The sequence below is a fragment of the Acutalibacter caecimuris genome (genome assembly GCF_034335085.1).
In the GTDB taxonomy this organism is placed as follows: domain Bacteria; phylum Bacillota; class Clostridia; order Oscillospirales; family Acutalibacteraceae; genus Acutalibacter; species Acutalibacter caecimuris.
In genome coordinates this window covers 1-22654 of record NZ_JAWXXJ010000003.1, presented here as the reverse complement: position 1 = coordinate 22654, position 22654 = coordinate 1, and the positions used below count along the sequence as shown (strand labels likewise).

At 54.2% G+C, this 22654-nt stretch carries 25 protein-coding genes and 2 tRNA genes; 6 read left to right on the top strand and 21 right to left on the bottom strand.

Going from position 1 to position 22654, the window contains the following annotated elements; all coding sequences use genetic code 11:
• From U8U01_RS02480 to U8U01_RS02410, 15 genes are all read right to left on the bottom strand, one after another.
• Window positions 1-558 (bottom strand): GNAT family N-acetyltransferase, encoded by a 558-nt coding sequence (locus U8U01_RS02480; RefSeq protein ID WP_322169926.1) that lies wholly within the window; start codon window positions 556-558, stop codon window positions 1-3.
• 9 nt (window positions 559-567) lie between these two features.
• A complete protein-coding gene (locus U8U01_RS02475) occupies window positions 568-1389 on the bottom strand; it encodes a phosphatidate cytidylyltransferase (protein WP_322169923.1) in 822 nt (273 codons plus the stop codon).
• Window positions 1390-1437: 48 nt separating this feature from the next.
• Entirely contained in the window at window positions 1438-2151 is a 714-nt protein-coding gene (gene uppS, locus U8U01_RS02470) for an undecaprenyl pyrophosphate synthase (RefSeq protein WP_322169921.1), read from the bottom strand.
• A gap of 16 nt (window positions 2152-2167) precedes the next feature.
• Window positions 2168-2722 carry a ribosome recycling factor gene (gene frr, locus U8U01_RS02465; protein ID WP_322170345.1) on the bottom strand — a complete coding sequence of 185 codons (555 nt, stop codon included), beginning with the start codon at window positions 2720-2722 and terminating at the stop codon, window positions 2168-2170.
• A 530-nt stretch (window positions 2723-3252) separates the two neighbouring features.
• Entirely contained in the window at window positions 3253-3957 is a 705-nt protein-coding gene (pyrH, locus tag U8U01_RS02460; protein ID WP_322169918.1) for a UMP kinase, read from the bottom strand.
• The gene (locus U8U01_RS02455) at window positions 3958-4428 is read right to left on the bottom strand and encodes a DUF3795 domain-containing protein (RefSeq protein ID WP_322169915.1); all 471 of its coding nucleotides are present in this window, start codon (window positions 4426-4428) and stop codon (window positions 3958-3960) included.
• Window positions 4429-4687: 259 nt separating this feature from the next.
• A tRNA-Leu gene (locus U8U01_RS02450) sits at window positions 4688-4774 on the bottom strand.
• 116 nt (window positions 4775-4890) lie between these two features.
• Window positions 4891-5625, bottom strand: coding sequence for a class I SAM-dependent methyltransferase (locus U8U01_RS02445; protein ID WP_322169912.1), 735 nt, complete (start codon window positions 5623-5625; stop codon window positions 4891-4893).
• A 78-nt stretch (window positions 5626-5703) separates the two neighbouring features.
• Window positions 5704-6759, bottom strand: coding sequence for a hypothetical protein (locus tag U8U01_RS02440; RefSeq protein WP_322169910.1), 1056 nt, complete (start codon window positions 6757-6759; stop codon window positions 5704-5706).
• Between the two features lie 13 nt (window positions 6760-6772).
• Window positions 6773-7546, bottom strand: a complete 774-nt coding sequence (locus U8U01_RS02435) for a carbohydrate ABC transporter permease (protein ID WP_322169907.1) — start codon at window positions 7544-7546, stop codon at window positions 6773-6775.
• Window positions 7543-8406: a carbohydrate ABC transporter permease gene (locus U8U01_RS02430; protein ID WP_322169904.1), complete on the bottom strand. Its 864-nt coding sequence runs from the start codon at window positions 8404-8406 to the stop codon at window positions 7543-7545. Before U8U01_RS02430 ends, U8U01_RS02435 begins: the two co-directional genes overlap by 4 nt.
• A gap of 64 nt (window positions 8407-8470) precedes the next feature.
• Window positions 8471-9832 carry a hypothetical protein gene (locus U8U01_RS02425; protein ID WP_322169901.1) on the bottom strand — a complete coding sequence of 454 codons (1362 nt, stop codon included), beginning with the start codon at window positions 9830-9832 and terminating at the stop codon, window positions 8471-8473.
• A gap of 42 nt (window positions 9833-9874) precedes the next feature.
• Window positions 9875-11248 carry a hypothetical protein gene (locus U8U01_RS02420; RefSeq protein WP_322169899.1) on the bottom strand — a complete coding sequence of 458 codons (1374 nt, stop codon included), beginning with the start codon at window positions 11246-11248 and terminating at the stop codon, window positions 9875-9877.
• Between the two features lie 38 nt (window positions 11249-11286).
• On the bottom strand, window positions 11287-12441 hold the full coding sequence (locus U8U01_RS02415) for a hypothetical protein (RefSeq protein ID WP_322169897.1): 1155 nt from the start codon (window positions 12439-12441) through the stop codon (window positions 11287-11289).
• Window positions 12442-12604: 163 nt separating this feature from the next.
• Window positions 12605-13996, bottom strand: a complete 1392-nt coding sequence (locus U8U01_RS02410; RefSeq protein WP_322169894.1) for an ABC transporter substrate-binding protein — start codon at window positions 13994-13996, stop codon at window positions 12605-12607.
• Window positions 13997-14197: 201 nt separating this feature from the next.
• Between U8U01_RS02410 and U8U01_RS02405 the strand changes: the two genes are divergently transcribed.
• The 6 genes from U8U01_RS02405 (at window position 14198) to U8U01_RS02380 (ending at window position 18645) form a co-directional block, all read left to right on the top strand.
• Window positions 14198-14818 (top strand): DUF5780 domain-containing protein, encoded by a 621-nt coding sequence (locus tag U8U01_RS02405; protein ID WP_322169891.1) that lies wholly within the window; start codon window positions 14198-14200, stop codon window positions 14816-14818.
• 196 nt (window positions 14819-15014) lie between these two features.
• Window positions 15015-15090, top strand: a tRNA-Ala gene (locus tag U8U01_RS02400).
• A gap of 189 nt (window positions 15091-15279) precedes the next feature.
• Window positions 15280-16215 (top strand): replication initiator protein A, encoded by a 936-nt coding sequence (locus U8U01_RS02395; RefSeq protein ID WP_322169887.1) that lies wholly within the window; start codon window positions 15280-15282, stop codon window positions 16213-16215.
• Between the two features lie 226 nt (window positions 16216-16441).
• Window positions 16442-16822, top strand: a complete 381-nt coding sequence (locus U8U01_RS02390) for a hypothetical protein (protein ID WP_322169884.1) — start codon at window positions 16442-16444, stop codon at window positions 16820-16822.
• Between the two features lie 300 nt (window positions 16823-17122).
• Window positions 17123-17671 carry a hypothetical protein gene (locus tag U8U01_RS02385; protein WP_322169881.1) on the top strand — a complete coding sequence of 183 codons (549 nt, stop codon included), beginning with the start codon at window positions 17123-17125 and terminating at the stop codon, window positions 17669-17671.
• A 158-nt stretch (window positions 17672-17829) separates the two neighbouring features.
• Window positions 17830-18645: an S-layer homology domain-containing protein gene (locus tag U8U01_RS02380; protein WP_322169878.1), complete on the top strand. Its 816-nt coding sequence runs from the start codon at window positions 17830-17832 to the stop codon at window positions 18643-18645.
• 348 nt (window positions 18646-18993) lie between these two features.
• Here U8U01_RS02380 and U8U01_RS02375 read toward each other — a convergent pair whose 3' ends face one another.
• The 6 genes from U8U01_RS02375 to U8U01_RS02350 form a co-directional block, all read right to left on the bottom strand.
• Window positions 18994-19263: a helix-turn-helix domain-containing protein gene (locus U8U01_RS02375; RefSeq protein ID WP_322169875.1), complete on the bottom strand. Its 270-nt coding sequence runs from the start codon at window positions 19261-19263 to the stop codon at window positions 18994-18996.
• 93 nt (window positions 19264-19356) lie between these two features.
• On the bottom strand, window positions 19357-20115 hold the full coding sequence (locus U8U01_RS02370; protein WP_322169873.1) for a DNA adenine methylase: 759 nt from the start codon (window positions 20113-20115) through the stop codon (window positions 19357-19359).
• Between the two features lie 69 nt (window positions 20116-20184).
• Entirely contained in the window at window positions 20185-21168 is a 984-nt protein-coding gene (locus U8U01_RS02365; RefSeq protein ID WP_322169871.1) for an N-acetylmuramoyl-L-alanine amidase, read from the bottom strand.
• Window positions 21161-21514 (bottom strand): hypothetical protein, encoded by a 354-nt coding sequence (locus U8U01_RS02360; RefSeq protein ID WP_322169869.1) that lies wholly within the window; start codon window positions 21512-21514, stop codon window positions 21161-21163. The genes U8U01_RS02365 and U8U01_RS02360 overlap by 8 nt, the downstream gene beginning before the upstream one ends.
• A gap of 140 nt (window positions 21515-21654) precedes the next feature.
• Window positions 21655-22080 carry an isoaspartyl peptidase gene (locus tag U8U01_RS02355; protein WP_322169867.1) on the bottom strand — a complete coding sequence of 142 codons (426 nt, stop codon included), beginning with the start codon at window positions 22078-22080 and terminating at the stop codon, window positions 21655-21657.
• Between the two features lie 112 nt (window positions 22081-22192).
• Window positions 22193-22654: carbohydrate-binding protein (locus U8U01_RS02350; RefSeq protein WP_322169865.1), on the bottom strand; the 462-nt coding region annotated here is incomplete at its 5' end.

Genomic DNA, 22654 nt, shown 5'->3' with positions numbered 1-22654 from the left:
TCACAACTCTTTCCTGTAAATGTAGAATCCCGGTTGTTCCCTGAACAGGGTAAACCCCAGTTTCTCGTAAAGCCGTACCGGGCCGTGATACTGCCAAGGGTAGTCCCGCTTGGTAAAGGGGTACCCCTCTACAAACCGATACCCGCTGGCTCTAGCATCCTCCAAAAAACGGGAAACAGCAAGGCTGGCCAGCCCCTTGCCCTGCCAGCCTTCTGCAATATCCAGGCAGTACAGGATACCAATATCCTCCGGCCTGGTAGTAAAATAGGCCGGATCCTCCACAAGGGGTCGGAACGCTGCCTTTTTCCCCGCATTGCACCAACCTACCGGGCGATCCCCATCATAAAGCAGGTAGCCGGTCATCTTTCCGCTGTCGATCAATGCTTTTGCCACCATCCGCCGCTCAAAAACCTCTTGGTAGCGTTGCTCGTCTGCCAAATGGCTCTCCAAACAGTAACAGTTTGCCCTGAGATCACCGGGCGGGAAAACAGCTTCCTCAAAGTAACGGAAGAACTCCCCCGCCATCCCCGGCCGCAGCGGTTTTATTTTGATCTCCACAGTATTCACCTACACCCCTGCCAACGGTAGAAAGCTAACTAATAGATACACAAAGGGCGCAGTGAATATGACGCTGTCGAACCTGTCCAGAATGCCCCCATGCCCTGGTATCACCTGGCCGAAGTCCTTGATATGGCAGCTACGCTTAATCAGTGAAAAACTCAAGTCACCCAAAATGGATATCCAGGATCCAAAAAAGCCGATAAGGAACAGGGCCAGGTAATTCACCTGTACCTCACCCCGGTAAAACCCCATGGAGAACCACAGCCCACATAGCAGCATCACTGCCACATCAGCCACCGTGCCGCCAATAGCCCCCTCTATGGTCTTTTTCGGGCTGATCTCCGGGCACAGTTTATGCCGCCCAAACAGGGTGCCTGCAAAATAGGCCCCCATATCTGCCACCCAGGCCGCCAGCACCGCTATCAACACATAGAACATCCCGTGTCCCCGGTTCAGCTCCCGCACGGCCACCAGCGAGTTCAATGCGCAAGGGATCAGCACCACCATGCTGTATAGCACCCCCACCTCCTTAAAGGTGGTTTCGTGGTGGTACACAATCATGGCTGCAAACAGCACCAGCGTATAAATGGCATAGGCCAAGAACAGGAAATCGTCTTTACAAAAAGGCACAACCGCAGCCGCGGCCAAAGACGGCATATACAAAAACCACTTACGCTGCAACTCCAAGGCCCTGGCCAGCTCTTCCACCGCAGCCGCGGAGATCAGCGCCACGGCTATATTCAACGCCAAAGGGAAGATCTGGTCGAAAACCACAATGGCCGCCGCAAACAGCGTCAACACGACGCCGGACAGAACGCGCTGTTTCATAGGCGTCCCCTCCTTTTGCACAGTAATGGGCCCACAGGCCCTTTCTGGTTACACCCCGCCAAACCGCCGCTGGCGGGAATGGTAAATCGCTATAGCCCGATCCAGGTCCTGGGGCTTAAAGTCCGGCCAAAGGATGTCGAAGTAGACGAACTCCGCATAGGCACACTGCCATAGCAAGAAGTTGGATATCCGCTGCTCCCCACTGGGCCGGATAATCAGATCCGGGGACGGTTGGCCCGCAGTATACAGGTAACTGTCAAACAATGCCTCGTCCAAATCCTCCGGCCGGTGCTCCCTCGCGGCCACCGCCTCTGAAAAAAGCTTAGCTGCCCGCAGGATCTCCGCCCGGCCTCCGTAGTTCATGGCAAGGTTCAGCACCATACCGGTCTTGGGGGCGCTAGCCTCCTCCACCTCGGCAATCAGGGCCTGCAAATCCGGGGTAAAGGCTCCCACGTCCCCCACAAAACGTACCCGGATGTTCTCGTCCATAAAGTCTTGCAGGGCCTCCCGCAAGTAGTCCTTGAACAGCCCCATCAGGGCCCCTACCTCCTCGGCGGGCCGGGACCAGTTCTCGGTGGAAAAGGCATAGACTGTCAACACCTTTACCCCAATTTTAGCAGCGTACCGGGTAATGGTGCGAAAGTTCTGAGCCCCGGCCCGGTGGCCCATGCTGCGGGGCTGAAAGTGCTTTTTGGCCCAGCGCCCGTTGCCGTCCATGATAATACCCACGTGGGCTGGGGGTGGCAGCTTTTGCTCAGGCATTTGGCACACCTCCCTGTTAAATCTCCAAAATCTCCTTCTCCTTGTCCGCGGAGCAAGCGTCTACATTCTTCACGTACTTGTCCGTTAAATCCTGCATTTTCTTTTCCGCCTGTTTCAAGTCGTCCTCGGTAATCTCTGCGTTTTTTTTCATGCCTTTCAGCTTTTCAATGGCGTCCCGGCGGATAGACCGCACCGCTACCTTGGCCTCCTCGGCCAGCTTGCTGGTTTCCTTCACCAACTCCCGGCGGCGCTCCTCGTTCAGCGGCGGGAAGATAAGCCTAATCAATTTGCCGTCGTTCTGAGGGTTCACCCCCAAGTCAGAGGTCTGTATGGCTTTCTCGATCATCTTCAGCACCGAGGCATCCCAGGGCTGTATGGTCAGCACCCGGGCCTCGCTTACCGCTACCGCCGCCAACTGGTTGATAGGCGTAGGCGTGTCATAGTAGTTCACCAGTATCTTATCCAGCACCGCGGGGTTAGCCCGCCCTGCCCGTATGGCCGCATACTCCTCTTGCAAGTGCCCAACCGCTTTCTTCATTTTGCCTTCTGCTTTGTCAAATACATCCTTCATCTCTGCCATGTTAAACTTTCCTTTCTTTGAAATATTGGTTTGTATCACTACCCCTTGGCCTCCTCTGGCGGCTGGAGCTTTGCCCCAGACCCCCACATAGAGCCCTTTTTGTAAAAAGGGTTCTATGAACGCCCAAAAACTTTCATGGGCGCTGCGCCCGCAGGCTTTTCGGCATGATACACGCTAAATTGTACTTGCTATATTTGAGCAAGTACATATAAACTATACTTTCTAACAATATAATCTCTCAGCTTGCTATACTCAAAAAGTAATCATCAGCTAACACAAACACAACTTTTACACTGCTGTAATTGAAAAAAGTTCCCTATAACCAACCGGTCTTACGATCCGCTCCGAAAAGGAAAACATAACCATCCCTTTATGATATCCATTCCCTGTTGGTCGGGCAAGCAACTGTATCTAAAACAAACGTCCCATGGCGGCTGAAAAGTTTTTGAAGATTCTCAAGGAACTTTTCCCAAAAAGTTCCTTGAGCCGCCGGAGGCGGCCTGAAACATCGCAGACAACCCTCACACCACCAGCGTCCCCACAGCCTCGCCGCAGGCGGCACGCACGATGTTATGGGGGTCTTCCATGCTAAAGACCAGCCAGGGAATCCCACGCTCCTTGCAGAATGTGGCGGCTGTCATGTCCATTACCGCCAGGTTATCCTTAATTACCTCCATGAAAGTCAGCTTGTCGTAGCGCTTTGCATGGGGGTTCTTTTTGGGGTCGCTGTCATATACGCCGTCCACCATGGTAGCCTTTAGGATGATATCAGCCTCAATCTCCGCTGCCCGCAAGGCCGCGCCAGTGTCGGTAGAAAAGAAGGGATTTCCTGTACCACAGCCAAACACCACTACCCGCCCCTTTTCCAGGTGCCGCACTGCCCGGTTACGGATGTAGGGCTCAGCCAGTTCCTGCATAGCGATGGCCGTCTGCACCCGCACGGAAAGCCCCATCTGCTCCAAGCCGTCGGCCACACCCAATGCGTTAATGACCGTTGCCAGCATCCCCATATGATCGGCCCGAGTGCGATCCATGCTACCGCTGCTGCGGCCACGCCAAAAATTGCCACCGCCTACCACAATGGCTACCTGCGCCCCTTTATCCACCAGTTCTTTCACCGGCTGGCAGATGTCCATCACCGTGTCAAAGTCGATTCCGTGCCCAGCCTTTCCGGCCAATGCCTCGCCGCTGAGTTTGAGCAAAATCCGTTTGTACTGCAAGGCCATTCATACCACGCTCCGTTTCTTAAAAATTACGATCTCCGGGTCCGCGCCATTCTCGCCGTACTCACAAACAAGCAGGTAGTTTTCGTCCGCCACAATGCCGTAGCATCGCCCACCGCCGATTTTCTCCAACTGGTTGCCCAGGTAAATCTTTTCGTCCTTCCAAAACCGCACCGTTTCCCCATTGGGTAGGGGGTATACCTGGTTGATGTAGGATCCCGGCAGCGTATTCAACCCCGTCACCTTGGGCATATCCGGTATACCCAGGGCGTTGAACTCCGCTATCAACCGGGCCTTCAACTGGCAGGCCGGCTGGCCCCAGGCATCGCAATGCTGGTGGCCCTGGCTAAAACAGCAGGCTGCCAAGGGATACTGTCCGCCCCCCTCAAAAGGCCGGCCCCCTGTTTCCACACAGCCCTTACAAGTATCCTTTAGCTGGCACTGCTCACAGTCCAACCCACATACAGAGTGCATGAGCCCATTCCTCCGCTTTCTGGCTTACGCCAAATTATACCTGTACCCCATTGTACATGAAAATCACCACTTTGTAAAGTACCAATCCGCATTGGAGGCTGTTTAGTTTAAAGAGTTTGCTCCTATCCACTCCATGTGTGCAGTTATGCTCTCCGGGTCCCAAAGGCACAGAACCGTCCCCATTGCCTTCCCCCTTATTATTTAGCAAAAAAAGCAGCGCACCCCACACTGTGAGATGCGCTGCCACCCGGAAATTCCGTGGTGCAGGTAACAGGAGTTGAACCTGCAAGGAGTTGCCCCCATATGGACCTGAACCATACGCGTCTGCCAATTCCGCCATACCTGCATGATATTCTGTTGTGCGTTTTGGTCTAACCCCTCAACGCTCACTTAGTATATCATCCTACGGAGAATTTGTCAATAGGTTTTTTAAAAAAAGTTTTTTCGGCAAAACCTGTGCCGTCAATTCTGCGCTTTCGCTGCTTTTACCAGCAGCATCATGGGCCGGCGCAACTCGTCTACCATACCGGGCTGATCCAACATCTCCACCGGAGGCTGGGCCTCCTCCACCGCTTGTAGGACAAACCCGGCCCGCAGCAGCCCCCCGAAAATTTGCCCTAAGGTGTGGTGCTGTTTCACTACATCGCACCCCAGAAACCGGGTATGCCGTTCGCCGGGGGTAAAGTAGCCGTCTACCGGCCAGTATAGGGGCTTACCATCCGGTGCGTAGATCCAATCCTGCCCTACCCCTGCCGTAAACACCGGGTGCTCGATATTAAAAAGGAATACCCCGCCCGGTGCCAACGTACCATACACCTGCCGGAACACCCGATCCAAGTCCTCCACATAGTGCAGTGCCAGGTTAGAAACCACCAGGTCCCAACACTCTGCCGGGTACTCGTAGTCCAGTATGCCGCAGGCCCGGTAGTCCACACAGGGGTGGGGGTTCCGGCGGCGCGCTTCCTCCAACATTCTCTCGCTCAAGTCGATGCCCAGTACTTTTGCTGCCCCTTGCCGGGCCGCAAAGGCACAATGCCAGCCAAACCCACAGCCCAGATCCAGCACCCGTTGCCCTGCAAGGGGCGGGAACAGCGGCTCCAGTTGTTTCCATTCCCCTGCGGCAGAAAGCCCCTGCCTGCTGCGGGGCATCTCTGTGTATTGTGAAAAGAACGCTTTGTCATCGTATTGGTTCCCCATTGCCTTCACTCCTTTTTCATGCTGCGGCTATCATACCATGCCCTGCCCAAAATTGCAAGCCTACCGCTTTGTCCTGGCCTACCTAAGCCGGGGCAGGTTGCGCCAGTAAACTACGCCACGTTCTACCAGTACCACCATGGCTGGGACCGCCATCCCCAGTATAATAAAGAGGAAAGGGCGCATGATGACACTGTTTTTGTAGTCGATCAACGCTCTTGCCGCGTCACTTTGCGGCAGGTTAGGCGCCAAAAAGCCGGTTTCTGCCGCTGGAGGGGCAAAGGTCTTTAATGCACCGAAAAACTGGTCGTATTCCTTGAAAAAGTGGCCGAACTGGGTGATCTGCTCCCGTGGCAACAAAGAAGAAGGCAGCTCCAAAGTGCGTAGGGCGAAAAACATCCCAACCAATAACAGCAGACCTAGCCCCAGGTTCACCAGCAGGCCCATCCGGAACTTCCTGGCCTCCTTTGCCATAAAGCAGGAGCATCCCCACAGCACCACTGCCGCAACCAGCATCCCCAACACCATCCCCACATAAGGCAGGTTTTCCAGGAACTTCTGCATCTCGGCAAAGCTATACACCGTGGCCTGCTCCAGTTGTGGCACCATATACCTAGCCCGGCCGTCCATGTAGGGGATCTGTGCCGATTCCACCGCAAGCAGCAGGACGGTACTGCTCTGTTCCTCCAGGGTAATACCTTCCGCTAACCCCTCCAAGGCAGGTATTCCATCCGGGAACACTGCCAGCCAATGATCCGGCTGTTTCTCACTCCCCCTCCGCACGTCCACCAGTTCACCGGGTTCCAAGGGCTTAGAGGCATACTGTACGTACTTCGAACCAAAAGCGTTGTCTGACACCACCACCTTCCTTTCCTCCGGGTTTAGGTAGTATGTCCCCTGCTGCAGCTCCATCACCCGTACCCCCGCCTCCCAGCCAGTGCCCTCATACACATTGTAAAGGTGGGGGCCCATCTCGTCAAACATCACACAGTCTATGGGCAGCGCCTGATGGCCGAACTCCAGCTCCAGCACCGTCACCTGCGGGATCATCAGTTCCTCCACCCGCATGGACATAAAAGTACAGGCAACCAGCATCCAAAAGACCAGTATAAACGTGCAGAGCGCTTTCTTTTTCATGCTATCCCCTCCTTCACTTCATCTCTGCCAGCACGATACCTTCAACCAGCTCCCGGTTAAAGTAGGTGAACAAAAACAGCGGCGGCAGCACCACCAAAATACAGCACACCAGTTGTAGGGTGGGGTCCGCTGGCGGCACATAGGCCAGGGCCACAGAAATAGGATACCGCACAAAATCCTTGATGTAGGCAATCGGCTGCTCCACCATATTCCACCCGTCCAAAAACGAGAGCAAGGTCACGCACACCAACCCGCTGGTGTTCATGGGTAAGATTACTTTGGCAAGCAGCCGGAACAGCCCGCACCCATCCAGTTTCGCCGCGTCGATGATATCATCGCCCACCGACTTGAAACTCTGGGTCAACACAAACGTGCCCAAGGGAACGAAGATGGAAGGGAGCGCCAGGGCCGCATAGGTATCCAGCAGGCCAAGCCTGTCCAGCATTATGTAGTTAGGAGCCAAGGTCACTTGCAGGGGGAGCACCATCAGGATCATCAGCACAAACAACAAGGTGTCCCGGCCCTTAAATTGGCATTTGGCAAACCCGTATCCGGCCAGCACCGACACCACCAACTGCCCTGCCACAATGCAAAGGCAAATGCCCATGCTCTTCCAGAACCGCAGCAGGTACTGGGACGTACCTAAAAACACATCATAGTAGTAACCAAAGGTTATGCCCCCGCCGGCGGGCAGGAAACTGAGAGCCAGCACATAGGCAAACGGCGCAATGGAGATAAACGCCAAAAGGAATGCAAAAAAGCCGCTGACATATGAAACCTTTTTCACGCCCGGAACGCCTCCTTCCTACGGACAAACACGTAAAACACCGCAAACACTACCAGTACCGCCACCAGCAGCAGCACCGATGCCACCGAAAGCTTGGCGTAGTTCAGGTTCTCAAAGCTGTTATTCAGGAAGTGCTGTAGCATATAAATATTCTCATTGGGGTGGGTTCCGCCAATCAAGAATATCTCCCGGAAACATTTAAACGCGTTGATCAACGAGAAAATAATGGCAAAGAACACCGAATACCACATTTGTGGTGTGGTGATGTAATAAAACTTCTGCCAGCCGGAGGCCCCATCCAGGTCAGCCGCGGAGTATTGCTCCTCCGGGATTGTGACCAGCCCTGCCAGCAACAGGATTACGCTGTAGCCGGTATTCTTCCAGAGATACAGCAGTAGCACCACGCCGAAGGCTGCGGGCCCACCCAGCCAATCCACCAGGGGCAGGCCCAAGGCATTGGCAAGGCCGGGTACCAGCCCACTGCCCCCAAAAAGCAGTTCCACCAAGATCACAGCCCCCACCACAGGCATAATGTACGGGAACAAAAACACCGATTTCAACAACTTATGCTTGCTGGCGTGCTTTTGCATCAACAGGGCGATCGCATAGGCAAGCACCATAATCATCGGTAGTGCCGCTGCCAGAAAGCGCATGGTGTTGCCGAAGGCCAACCGGAACATTCCGTTGCCTGTCACGTCCTGGTAGTTGATGGTCCCCACAAAGCTGCTGGCTCTGCCGCTGCCGGCACTAAGGGAATACTGCACCACCAATACAAAAGGGATAGCATAGAACAGCAGGCAGCCCAACAGCAGGGGCATCACCAGTAACCAGCCCTGCAAAGCCGTTTTCGATCGTTTCATCTTCATCACTCCCACTTTTCTGTTTCCATAACGTAATGGTAGGCCCCATGGCCCGTGCCACTTTTCAGCTTTCCGCCAGCATCATCTGTAACTCCATATAGTTTTCGTGGACCATCTTCTCAATTTCTTCCTGGGTCGTTTCCGCCCGGGTTGGGTCCACCTCTTCCGAGTAACCCAGCTCATTGGCCGCCGTATAAAAATTGACCGCGCTGATCTTCCCCTGAATCTCCCGCAACTGGGCAAAGTTGCCGCTGTTCATGCCCCGGCCGTTCTGCCAGGTGCTGGTGTCCCGATGCGCCTCGTCCTTCTGCCCCAGTTCAAAGTTGGGGGTGATGCCGTCGCTGCGCTCCGCCAGCACAAAGGAGCTGCTTTGCGCCTGGTCGGACATAAGCCAGTCCATGACCCGGAAGGCAATTTCCGGCTGGGCGCTGTTACGGTTGATGGCCATAAACTCGGTGATGGTGGCCGTAACGCCCCCCTGCCGGCTGCAAAGGGGCACCAGGGTGTAGTCCTCAGTATCCACGGGCATTTCGCTTAAAAAGCCGAACAGAAAATTACAGGAGCCAATGTCCTCATTGGCAACGTACATTCCCTGTTCCTCGAGCTGCCAGGTAAAGGCCGGGAACTCCCCCTTCTGCCGTTGGTGAAGGCTCTCCCTGGCCCGCAGCACCTGTTCCAGCAGCTCCTCCTCGGTAAAGGTGGGCTCGCCCTTGTCGTAGTCGACGAGCTCTCCAAAGATGCTGTCATACTGCGTGCTGTCCGCCGCCACAAACCGGAGCACCGGATCGTCGCTGTCCAGCAGCTCCTGGTAATTTTCCGGCAGCGGTGCAAAGAGGGCGTAGTCCGGGTTCCCTTTGGGGAAGAAGGTCACCGGCATCTGGTACAGCAGGGGCAGCACCTGCTGGCCCTCCTCATCCCGGCCCGCCTCCATAATCACCGGCAGCAGGTGGTCCCACTCCATGTACCGGGCCTCCTGGAGGTAGCTATCCAAGGGCAGGAAGAGCCGGTTCTTCATGGCCAGCCGGGGAAAGGGAAACAGGGGCTTTGTCCCAAATTGTGTATCGCACCGGCAAATGAACAGGTCTGGGCCGGCTCCGGCCATCAGTTCGGTGCGCAGGCGGGTGAGGGTCGTTTCCCGCTCCGGGCCCTCTACGGCCACCCGCTCCACAATGGGCAAGAACTCCCGTCCATTGCCGGGCACCTGCTCCAGCGCCCGGTTCAGGCTGCCGGCGCCAAAAAAGCCATCCACGCAGATATTCAGCACCGGCAGCTTGGTGATGTCCTCCGTGCCGGAGCTCTCGCCCTCTGGGGTGCTTTCCGGCTCGGATATACTTTCCGGCGGGGGCAGGAAGTCATCGTTTCCGCACCCGGCGAAGGGGGCGCACAGCAGGGCCAGCATCAGCATAAGGCAAAGCAGTTTTTTCATAGGTCAACACTCCTGTTCTTTTTTGGTTGATTGCAGGCCGGTTCAGCTCTCCGCCAGCAGCATTTGTATCGTGGTATACTTTTCTTTTACCAGGCTCTCCCGCTTTTGTGGGTCACTCTCCTTGTTGTACGCGTCATACAACTGGCATAGCTCATGGTTCAAAGGGGTGTAGAAGTCCACATCCGTCATCTGCTCTACCACCATATCCAACTGGTCATGGTTCCAGTCGCTGAGGCGCCAGGTCTTGTGGTCGATGCCGTGGTACTGGTAGGGCTCGTTTACCGGATAGTCCTCCCGGAGCAGTTCCCTGTACACGGGCATCCCCTTTATCCAACTATATAGCTGGCTGTTCTGTTGATTGTCCCGGCTGAGCACTGTGTCCACCACCCGGAAGGCCAATTCCGGCTGCCGGGTATTGGCGTTCACCGCGGCAAAGGCGGTAATCCAGGCGGTGGCCCCGCCGTGGCGGTTGTACTGGGGGATTAAGTACGCGTCCGGGCGCTGGCGGCAGAACCAGGAGGGGTTGGGCCGGCCGATGGCATCGCCGGGTATGGCGTAGGGCTCCCCGTCCGCCATCATGCTGTCGATCTCCCCGTTCATCCGCTGCTCCAGGTTTTGGGCCGCGGCCTCCAGGTGGGCGGACAGTTCCTCCAGGGTGAAAGAGGGCTCATCCTTACTGTAATCGGCCAACTGCCCCAAGGAGCCCCCAAAATAGTTGGACCAGACAGCGTTTTGCAGTGCAGGATCATCGCTTGCCAGCATTTCTTCCCAAGTTATGGGCAGTTGGACGCTGGGGTTGTATTTATCCTTGTCCACCATCAACACATTGGTAGTCCAGCCCATGGGCAGCAACTGCTGCCGGCCCTGGCTGTCCTTGCCCGCGTCCAGGATCTGTGGGTACATCCCCGCCGTGTCCATCTGTTGGGCGCTTTCCATATAGCCGTCCAAGGGCAGGAACATATTCCGCTCCATCAGGGCCTTGGGGTAGTGGAAGAGGCCTTGCTCCTCCTGGGGGAAGAACTCTGTCCCCGGCCGGGCGCAGGCGCAGAAGAACACATCCGGTCCCCCGCCGCTCATCATCTCCGTGCGGATGCGGGTGAGGGTGGATTCCCGCTCTCCCCCCTCGCCGGGCACCAGGTCCATGGTGACCTTGAACCCCTTTTTGTAACCCTCCATCTCTTTTAGGATGTCATTCAGGTCATTACTGATATTATAGGTCCGTATCAGGTCCAGGCAGACGATTACCTCCGGGCGGCTGTCCTTTTTATCCTCCTTGTCCTTCTCATCCTCCTGTTGGGATGAACTCTCTTCCCTGCTCCCGTCCTCCGGCGGGGGCAAAAAGTCGTCGTTGCCGCAGCCGGCAAAGGGGGCGCACAGCAGGGCCAGCGTCAGCATAAAGCATAGTAGTTTTTTCATGGGATTACACTCCTCTTTTTATTTTCGGCTAAAGGGAATTAACTCTCTGCCAGCATCATGTTCATTTTCGTACAGCTTTCATGTACATTTTCCCGCAACTCTTCCTCTTCCGCATCCCGACGCCAGGCATCACACAAGACCAGTTCCAGCGCGGTGCCAAATTTCACTACGTTGATCTCCTCCCGCAACTGGGTAAACTGCTGGAGGTTCCACTCATTCATGTACTGGCCGTGGAGCATGGCCTCCATCGTCCCCAGGTCCATATGCACCGGCAGGCCTTGCAGGTACTTGTAAACGGCGCTGTTGGACTGGTTCCGCTTTTCCAACAGGGTGTCAATCACCCGGAACGCCTCCTCCGGGTACAGGGTATTGCGGTTAATACCTGCAAAGGAGGCTACCGTAGCCGTAACGCCTCCCTGCCGGTTATAGCCGGAAAGCATCCAGTAATCCGTATCCCGCAGGTCAATGGGGTCGGAGCCGCTTGCGCGTAGGCTGCCCTCCCCTACATACAGATGCAAAATCTCCGCTGCGCCTTTGGGCTGGGCCCCCCATATTTCGCCGTAACGCAAAAAATACGCTACCAGTTCCTCCTCCGTATAGGCAAGGGTATCGTTTTCGTAGTCGGCTAAATCCCCCAGCGGGTCATACATCAGCACATTACGGGCCAGTTCCCGGGCGGTTGGGTCACTGCTCTCCGCCATTTCCTCCCAGGTGGAGGGGCGGTCAAAGGAGGGGGTATAGCCGCTCTTCTCCACCGCCTTTATGCCGATCTCATAGGTCAGGGGCACAAGCAACTGGCCCTCTTCGTTGCGGCCGGCCTCCATCACCTGGGGCTGTAGCCTGTCCCATTCCATCTGCTCCGCTTGGGCTATGTAATCGTCCAGCGGCAAGAAAATCCGGTTCTCCATCGCCTGCCGGGGGAAGAGGAACAGCCCGTCCTTGCCGGATTGGAGAGGGGAACTGTTGCAGATAAACACGTCCGGCCCCTTCCCCGCCATGATTTCCGTGCGTATCCGGGTCAGGGCGTTTTCCCGCTGGGCCCCCTCCTCCGGGATGGTTTCGGTCAGCAGGTTAAACTCCTTCTGGTTGCCGGGTACCCGCAGCAACAGTTCAAACACATATTGGCTGTTCTGCCAATACAGATCCACGCACACGGTCAGGGCCGACAAGGGCTCCTCAACCCCGCTCTCCATTTCCTCCGATTCCACTTCCCCTCCGGCGGGGGCAAAAAATCATCATTACCGCACCCGCTAAACGGGGCGCACGCCAGAACCAGCATCAGGATAAGGCTAGCCAGTCTTTTCATATCTTTCTCTCCTATTCTTTTGGATTGGTTATAGATAGATGATAGGGGCCTCATCCCTCTTGCAGTTCCATCTGCATTACCCGGTAGGTTTCGGCAATTAACGCCTCTATATTGCCCTCCTCGTAGCCACTCTGTATGGTTTCGCACTGGCTCATCATCCAGGCCATCTGCTTATTCAATTTCCCGTGGATGTTCACCGCGGTGATGCAGTGCTCCGCCAGCTCCAGGGCCGTGCGGTTGTGTGCGCTGATGACCCCCTCATGTACGTTGAAGTATTCCACCCCCTGGTCGATGGGCACGCCGTTGCTGCCGAAGAACAGGGAGTAGAAATCCTGCCGCCAGTCGGCCTGGGCCTGGGTGTAGGAGCCGCCCTCCGCGGTGGCCACGTCCGCACGGACGGCGCCCCGGCCCAGCAGGTAGTCCAGCACAAAGAAGGCGTCCTCCCCCCGCTTGCTGCCGGCGTTGACGCAGGCATAGTGGAACACCGTGGCGGTGACGCCGCCGTCCTTGTTGTACTGGGGGATCACCGTCAGGTCCTCCCCGGAGCGGATGTAGGGCGGCACCCCGCCCATGCGGTCGCCGTAAGTATAGTACCAGGGCCGGGCGTAGGTGTGGAAGTATTCCGGCAGTTGTTCCAGGCCAGCCCAGCTTTCTTCCTTATAGAGTTCTAGCTGCTTGTAGGCGTACTCAGCAAACTCCTCCTGGGTAAACAGCAACTCTTCAGCCTTATAGTCGGCAACCTTGCCAAAAACCGCGTCAAAATTCGGGTTGCCGAACCCACCGATCTGGTTCTCGTCGCTGCCACCCTGTAGGACAGCGGCAGCTTTCATAATCAGGCTGCCATCTGCCAACATATCGTCCCAGGTCAGATCCTTGGAAGGTTCGTGGTTGGCCTCGGTCCGGCGGAAACAGGTAACAGGGAAGGTGTAGGACAGGGGTACCAGTACCTGGCCTTTATCCGTTTGGCCCACCTCCATCACCGTTTGGTTAAAGTCCCCCCATTGGGCAAATTTTGCCTTCTCCATATACTTGTCCAGAGGCATAAACAACCCGTTGTACATAGACTTTTCCGGCATGGGGAACAAGGGGATGTCATCGGGGCTCTCTCCATCCCACCAGTAACAACTGCTGATGATAAATAAATCCGGCCCATCCCCGGCCATAATCTCTGTGCGCAACCGGGTGATGGCGGTTTCCCTCTCTACCCCAGTACGGGGCAGGTACTCTACCTCCACATCCGCCGGGCCACCCTCCGCCGCGATTTCCTCCAATAGCTTATCAAAAACATAACTGGTATTGCTGTACATGGTGCGGTCACTTACATCCAGCAAAATACGCAGGGGCCCCGCAGGCTTACCTAACGAGCACGCCCCCAGGGGTATACAACTTATCAACAAGGCCAACATCAGGGCAATCATTTTTTTGAAAGCAGGCTTTTTCATAGTGGTTCCTCCTTTTGTTGAGCGTATCACTCTTTACCTATAAGAATCCCGACACATCCAAAATGGTTGCAGGTTTTTCAAAATTTTTTACAAGTTGCCTCCCTGCCTGGTTTCTACCCATCCGCATGGAGAAACAGGCGCATTGACAACCCCTGCCGTTTTCTTTATAATGGTAAGGAATCCTGCCACCAGGAGGTTTCTATGAAAAAGGAACGCGGCTTTCTTCTCAGTCTTTGTGTAAGCTTTCTGCTATGCGTAGCCCTGGTACCCCTGGTACTACTGGCCCTAACCCAAGGCGACGCCCCTACGCCATCCGCCCCCCTTCTCTCCGGCCCCACGGAAACCCTGACCGCCAGCCAGTTTGATTCCCTTTTGCGGGCCCAGCCCTTGGCGGTGACGTCGGCAAACTATGTGGTACAGGATATCACCTATAAGGCACTTTATCCCGATATGCTCCAGGCAATGGTACAAAACAACAGCCAAGGGGAGATTACCCGGCTGTCAGTAGCCTTTGCCGCCTGGGACGCAGACGGGCAGCCTGTGGCCATTGCCGGCCGTCGGGATTCCGTATTCCCCGCCTATCTGCGGGTGGTAGATTACGTTGATATATCTGTTGCTCCCGGCGGAACTTTCGGCGAGGGTTACGGCTACCCGGTTGCGGAAGGCCGGGGCATTGTCAGCGTAAAGGCCGTAGCGGTTAGCTACGAAACCTCCTCCGGGGAAACCTGGGTAAACCCTTATGCCCCCCAATGGGCCACGCTTTACGAAGGCGTGACCTGCTCGGAAGACATGACCGTAGAAGTGCCCATAGGCGACGCCTAAAAGCCAGGCAAATTGGCCCGCAAAAAATTTTTCGATTTTTTTTGCAAAAAAGGCTTGCAATTTCCAAAGATATGTGGTATTATAATCAAGCACTGAGGGAGTTAAAGAAAATCGCCAAGCTAGTGAATGTGATAGTTTTCTTTGAGTGTCCTGTTTTAAAACAAAATAAAGTGTACTTCTGTATGACAAACAATTTGGGGGTATAGCTCAGCTGGGAGAGCGCTTGAATGGCATTCAAGAGGTCAGCGGTTCGATCCCGCTTATCTCCACCACAGGGTACACGAGAGAAAAGGCTTGTTTCAAAAGGAACGAGCCTTTTCTTGTATGTTGTATGTGTTTCGTAGGCCAGCATATCCCGGCCATACAAGCACATTCCCACTAGGGGCGTTCAGAACTTTTTGAACGCCCCTTTTTTCATGCCCATTTTTAGATATCATCAATTTTTGAAAGGAGTTTTCCCCATGAAAGACCGCCTTGACTATGATTATTTCTACGGCGGGGAATCCGAGCAATTCAGCTTTTACCGTATCCCCCGGCAGCTCATTGTGGGCCCGGAGTTCAAGCACGTCTCCACTGACGCCAAGCTGCTCTATGGCCTTATGCTTGACCGTATGGGCCTTTCCGCCCGGAACGGCTGGTACGATGAAGAAAACCGCGTGTTCATCTACTATCCTTTGGACGAGATAAAGGAGGCCCTGAACTGCGGCAACGATAAGGCGGTCAAGCTGCTGGCCGAACTGGACACTGGCAAGGGCATCGGCCTGATCCAGCGAGTCAAGCAGGGGCAGGGAAAGCCAGCCATGGTATATGTCAAGCGTTTTACCTGCAAGGATATCCCGCCACAGGTTGAAAATCCTCCCACTTCCCCGGCCCGAAATCCAGACTTCGGAAAAACCGAAGTCAAGAGTTCGAAAAATCAGAAGTCAAGACTTCGGGAAAGCCGAAGTGCAGACTTCGGAAAACCGGAGTGTAATTATACTTACAAGAATCAGACTGAAAGGAGCTATACCAATCCATCTATCCAGCCAATGACGGATGGGATGGATTGGCAGGCTTGCCGGGAGGAGGTGATGGAAAATATTTGTTTTGACCAGCTTGCGGAGGAATACGGCAGGGAGGACGTGGAGAGGGTTACGGACCTGATTACCGATGTTTTGACTTCTACCCAGCCTACTGTGCGCATTGGCAAAGAGGCTTTCCCCACAGCAGCGGTGCGGGGAGCAGGCAGACGAAACTGTAAAAAACGATATCGCCGTGGCCCAACGCCTGCATATCGCCGCCACCACCCTGGAGGCTTATGGGCGGCAATACCCCCTCTGGCCCGCCGAAAAAGAGTCTTTGTCCTGGCAGATTTTAGAGGGCGGAGGGCTACATCCGTGTTTCAATTTATGAGATAAATCATGCAAGAATAAATACTAAAAAAATCCAAAAAAACGTATTCTTATTAGTGAAAGCGCATTGACAATACGTCCTTCTCGTAATATAATACAAATATAATGAGAAGAAACGTGAAACGCGAGATGTAACCAATGGTTTAGGCTGTGAGATGTGGGAGCGCACTGCAAAAAGCGTTCGACTATAAAGGAGGGATGCCATATAAAGGGAAATAGAAAAGCTGGAATTATGGCTGTCTGTACGGCGTTCAACGTTTTGCTGCTGGCTGCAGCCTGCTGGCTGTTTGCGCAGGCTGATAGGAGAGCAAGATGGGGACCGCCTGTTCACGTATCCGTTCCGAAAAATGCAGATGTTGGATATATGCGGCTCAGTGAGATGTGGTGTCCCGATAGTTTTTTTGAATCACCCGCATATATTGCATACAAATTCATGGGGCACATTCCCTGCGAAACAGCAAAAAGTGGGACAGATACCCTTCAAATTCAGCGAACGGTTGCAGAACTCCCACCAGATATGAAGATGATCGACCCAAAAAATCTTTACGAAAAGATCCTTTGGTATTGTGAGGACGACGGGCACTGCATATTTATTCATCCAATCATGCGATAACGTCTACCTTTCTACTAACTCAAGGCGAAGAGGTATTCGACTGCCTTGTTCCCTCCGATGATTGGCTCAGCCGGGACAGTATCGGATATGCTTTGGAGATTTGGGCAGTTGTGCATTTGAAGTGAAATAATGTCACACAGAACACTGAAAAAGGGTAATACAAAATAAAATTCCCGAGATTTATGCGATGGCCAAAACGCTGGCGGGCGTTATCTTTCTGTAAGCACCGTAGAAGACCACAACGATTATTGGGAAGTGGTATTCCCTAACATTTAGATAATGAGTTAGGAGGAACATCCTTTGATTCCTGTTTCTCGCCCCCCACGTAAAAGAAAAATCCTACAACACGTAATGCTCGCCGGCATTGCTTTGATGCTGGTTTTCCTCTTGGTCTTGGGACATCTGTTTGATAAGTTCTATCTCGCTCCATTACACGTCAACGGTAGTTTTACCCAACTGGATCTGTTACGCCACCGTATCTTCTGTTTCGATAAGGACGCCATCGCAAGTATTCGAATCTATATACATTCTGGAAAAAAGTATAAAACTTTCGCTCTGGCCGAACCAAAAGATATTGCGAAAATGGTGGATTATCTCAACAACTTCCAGTATGATTTCTTTATCATTCCTTCCCACGAGGGTGAGCCCGCTCCCTGTAGCATCGAAATATATTTTAAAGAGGCTCTTCCTGTTAAGGATCAGGATCGGCATAGTAAGAACTGTCGAACAATAAGTATACATTTCTTTTATGACAGATATGCTGAAGTATATCTGGGCCACCTACGGTTCGTGGGTAAAATTGCATACTTCCAAGAAATGTATGATTTATTTGTAGAACTCTCAGGATGAGTTGAAGTAGGATTTTGATTTGTTGTCATGACAAAAACCTGATCGTTTCAAAAAGCTGTTTACGAAACGGTTGCATAGGAGTGTATGCTTTTTTCTAGCCGTTCTGCAGAGTGCACCGGCGGGTTTACACGTAATTCATCCCCTGGGAGGCCAAAACCATGAAACAAAGCACAAAACATAGCATAAGCAAGCGGGCGGCCCTGGCGGTTGCCATGGGTTTGGCGCTGGCCCTTCTCCCCGCCTGCCAAGCCCCTGCCACGGACGGGCCCAAAATCGAGATGGACAGTGTCATCGCCGCATATGTGGAGCGTTCCGCTAAACTCAACCAGGCTATCCCTATCCAGTTTAAAAATGCCGGCGTTTCTGACACGGCGGTTTTGCTCTGCGAACACGTATACCGGGAGGCCAGGTTTTTTGGCATGGAAACCCGGGAGGGCCCCCTGAGTTATCAGGAGAGAGGGATTTTCACGGATCAGGATCTATACCGGGTGGACGCCGTGGATGTGGTCTACCAGATCGCCTGTGTGGAGGGCCGGGCCCTGCGCTCGGATATGGAGGGCTTTACAGCTTATGAGCCGAACCACTTTACCGACAGGATCTTTCGGACCTATCCTGCGCTCCATTCTGAGGCCCTGGATTGGGCGGCGGAACTGGGAATTATCAGCGGCAACGAGAACGGATATTTTTGCCCGGAATACCTGGCGACCCGGGAGAAATTCATGCTGTACCTTTACAACTATGTGTCCCATTTTGAGAAAGTCGAGGCCACCGGCGACCTGAGTGCTTTCAAGGATGCGGATGAGGTCAGCGCGGAATGCCGTGAGGCTGTGCGCTGGGCGGTAGGTGAAAAGATCTTCTGGGACGCGGATAACGCCGGGGAGGCGTCACTTAATCTTAATCCAGATTCGCAGGTCGCGCCCAGCGACTGCTGGCGGACGCTGATGTGCTATTTTGTCTATTTCCGGGGGATGTAAGGAAGGGGGCCAACGGCCCTCATCTGTGCCGGAGGGATCGTGCTACTGTGGCCGGCCCGTGAGATTATGAGCGGAAAGTAAGGGCATTTTGGCTTAAAACGAAATGAATATAGAGGATTGATCTCTGGGCGAAACGCACCTTGAAAATGGCACGGAACGATGAACCTCTGCGCCCATCCAGCGTAAGCAGCAGACATAATATCAATTACAAATGCTGGTAAGGTTGCGGATTTGCCACCTTTGTAGCTTTGCGCAAAAAACGAGAAACCTTTGCAAACAAATTGAGAAAAAGAAAGGGCGTTTAAGAGGTTAAGAAAAACCTTTTAAGCGCCCTTTCTTTTCTTCAAATCAGCTTGGCTTTTTCTTGCGGTTCCTATGCTCCTCCAGGATCAGGTTTTCCCCTGTTCGGGGCTGCGGGTTTGGTATGTATTCCAGCAGCTCCGACAGGTCGCAATCTAAAGCCTCGCAGATTCTGTCCAGCTGGTCGAAACTGATACGCTCGGCAATCTCGTTGTATAGATCACCTATAGTAGACTTACGTATCCCTGTTATTTCTGCCAGCTTTGTCTGTGTCCAGCGGCGTTCACCGAGGATTCTGGAAAGATGATTTTTTATCATCCTTTATACCCCTTTAGGGATATTTTACCAGTATCCCGGCACTTTGCCTTAGATTTGGGAAATAATCGCGAAAAATGAGATTTTTTCCCGCTTTTAATAGTTTCGGATAATTACTTCCGCATAGCATTTCTTGTTTTCCCCATTCCCGGACAGGTTTTCCCTGCGCTCTATCCTCTCGATAGTATAATCCTTATACAATTCCCGCACCTCGAGGCAGTCATTGTAAGAGAGGATAAAACGGCCCTTAATGGGCTCCAGAGCGGCCCGTAAGCGCTGGTGGTCATCCGGGGTAAAAGGAAAGTCATAGTATGCCTCCGCGCCAATATAGGGCGGGTCAAGATAGAACAGCGCGGCCTTGCGGTCATACACCCGAATAAGGTCTGCAAAGTCCTTGCGCTCTATGTTTACCCCCTGCAGGCGTTTGTGCGCTTGGGCCAAGCGGGGAATAATGTTAGACACATTCTTGCTGTCTGTTGCGTAGTCCTCGCCAGCCTTGCCAAAGCTGATTTTTACCCGGTACAGAAACCGGGCGGCCCGCTGGATGTCCGTAAGCCCACGCATATTTGCCTGGGCCACATAATCTAAAAACTGTTCCCTGGAGGAGAGCGGCCAGTCAAATTCCCGCTGCAGCTCCCCGCAGTGATACTTTACACAACGAAACAGGTTCACCAGATCGCCGTTGATATCGTTATAGACCTCCAGCTGGCCCGCCTGCTTCTCCTTTGCGAAAAGCACCCAGGCCGCGCCGCCGAATACCTCAATATACCGCTCCACCTTGTCCGTGGGGAAGCGCTCCAGAATGGCCTTGCGCAGGATACGCTTGCCGCCGATCCAGCCCATAAAGCTGTCCATAGATAGTCCATCCCTTCAAAAAAATTAAGGGGCAGAATCCTCGGGCGGACTACCAAAGGGCACAGCTTTTTAGGTTTTCCCCACCATCTGCGCGAAACGGTACAGCACCGTTACCAGTTGCTCACGGGTCACGAGGTCTTCCCACATACCGTTAAACTCCTTAGAGCTGCTGCCTGCGATCAGGCCATTTTCCACAGCCCATTTCCGGGCGTCGGCACTGTAGGCGCTGGCATCGTTGTCACGCCACTGCTGGCGCATCTCGTCAAAGAGTTTTTTGAACCGCTTGCCATCCATGATGCTTTCCTCCTTTGTTGCCGGGTCTTTAGCCGAGGCGATTTTGTTAATGTAGTCCAGGCACACCCAGCCCTCGCCGGTGTAGCCCCAGCAGCCGTCCTCCTTGGTAATAGTGACCACCGCGCCGTCCGTGTACACCTTAAGCACCTGGCCGCTTACCGGGGCCGTGCGGCAGTTGAGGCCATCGCCCGCATTGACCTGGCCCTGATACGGCTTAAAGGGGCCAGCGGGAGCGCCGACCAGCTTCTGGTTGATCTCTTTTGCCAGCTGCCCATACCGGCTATAGAGGTAATCACCTGGGCAGGACTTGTTATCAAACCATCGATGGGCCGTCATATTCTGTAGGTCAATCCGGCCCGCCAGCCCTTTATCTGCCTGCCACAGCAGCCGTTTAATAGAGTTGCGCTTACAGATATCCGCGCACAGCTCCACCAAAGATTTCCAGACGTTGGCGTTAATGGCGTAAGGGTAAAAAGCATCGCTTGCGCACTCAATGGTAATGGCCCGGTTGTCATTTGCGGCGCTGCTGGAGCACCAGGAGCGGTCGCTTTCGTCCACAATGGTGCATATGCGGCCATCGGGGCCTATGCCATAATTGCAGCTTGCCCCCAGCCCCGGATTGCTAAAATGGGAACACAGGGCCTCCACGCTCATCTGGCCCACTACACAATGGATGGTGATGGTGTCGATTTTGTGGTTTCTCGGACTGTTGCGGTTGGGGCTTATCTGCCGCATACAGCATAAAGGGCTGTTACTCATCCCGCACCCCTTTCTCCGGCTCGAAAATCTCACCGGGCAGTAAAATGGTATCCCTGGACGCCCGCACCTTTTCAATCAGCTCATGGATAGGCGCAGCGCCTGCGGACAGGATAAGGCCCGTCATAACATAGGCCACGGCGGGCAGCTGGGCTGTGTAGCCGAACATGGCGAACACGTCCAGCCGGAAGAGGAACGCGAACAGGACACCCAGCAGGGCGGCCCATACCGGGGCCTTGACATACCCCATAACTTTTTCGCCCACGATGTCCTTTACCCTGTCCACCAGGAACTGCACCAGGATAGCGAACACCAGCATAATGGCCACGGCTTTGGAAGTTTCCAACATGAAATATCTCTCCTTTGTAAATGCGTTTTTTATATGGTTTACAGGCCTTTTACACGGGCCAAAAGCTGCCCATTTTGGCCGCCCCCTTTTCTGCTCATATGAAAAAAGGCTGGGGGATAATCACCCCCAGCTTTTCCTCTCTAAATTTTCACACCCAGCAGCCTTGCTATGTACTGCAGATCCTCCACAGGCGCATTGTAAAAGCCCTCGTTCCAGAGCCATTGCTCCTTGTGTTTTGGGTGCTTATAACGCTTACAAAGCGGGTCTGCCCATATCTTTTCCCACCGCCCCGCCGCCTTGCCTTTGCGGGCCAATATGAGGTTTACAAGGTCACCCCGTATCTTGCCCAGCCCGTCATCGTCCTGGACAAAGTAGTCTTTCACTCTTTGGCAGGTGGCGGCGCATAGCTTTTTGTTTTTCCAAAAGAGAAAGCACTCAAAGTTATTTGGGTCATCGCCCAGATAAACTTTTCGGCACTCCAAAGCTGTGCCATAGGGCAAATTGACCGGGCCGCTCAAGCCCTGGAAGCGGGCACGGCGGCGGGCTATGTATCTTTTATACACCATCCTCCTGGGCCTCCTCCCAGCCGTATACCCCAGGCTCCCACACGTTATTGTCCGCCGTAGAAAGCCAGTGTTTTTCCCCATGGCTTACCTTGGCCCCCAGGGGGTATGCGTCCTACGCCCCTATGGGTTGGCTCCAGGCAGGCCACTCCTCTGCTGGGTCGGCTATCTGCACCCAAAGGCTGGGGGCTGTGTCCGGTTGCCAGCCCTCCCCGGAGGTATGGCCCTGCAGGCATTTATACAGCCTGCCGCCGTGCTGGCGTATCTGCCCGGTGGTGTAGTTTACCGGGCAGGCCCATGGGGCGAAAAGCTCGGTATGCTCGGCAGCGGTCGCGGGGTCTATCTGCCCGCCCTCCGTGAGTGTCACGAACATAAGCCCGCTGGTTTCGCTGGCTTTGCAGATTTCCCCACCGCCGTCCACCTGCCCCAGCATGATGGTGGGCGCATCCGGTAGCCCCTCCCGGCCCAGCAGGCCGTACACCTTGCCCTCATAGGCAATGCCCGTGGCCTCGTTTTCCGGGCACAAAACAAGGCACCCATTGGGTGCCTGCTTAATATAGGTGGGGGCCTCGGTCAT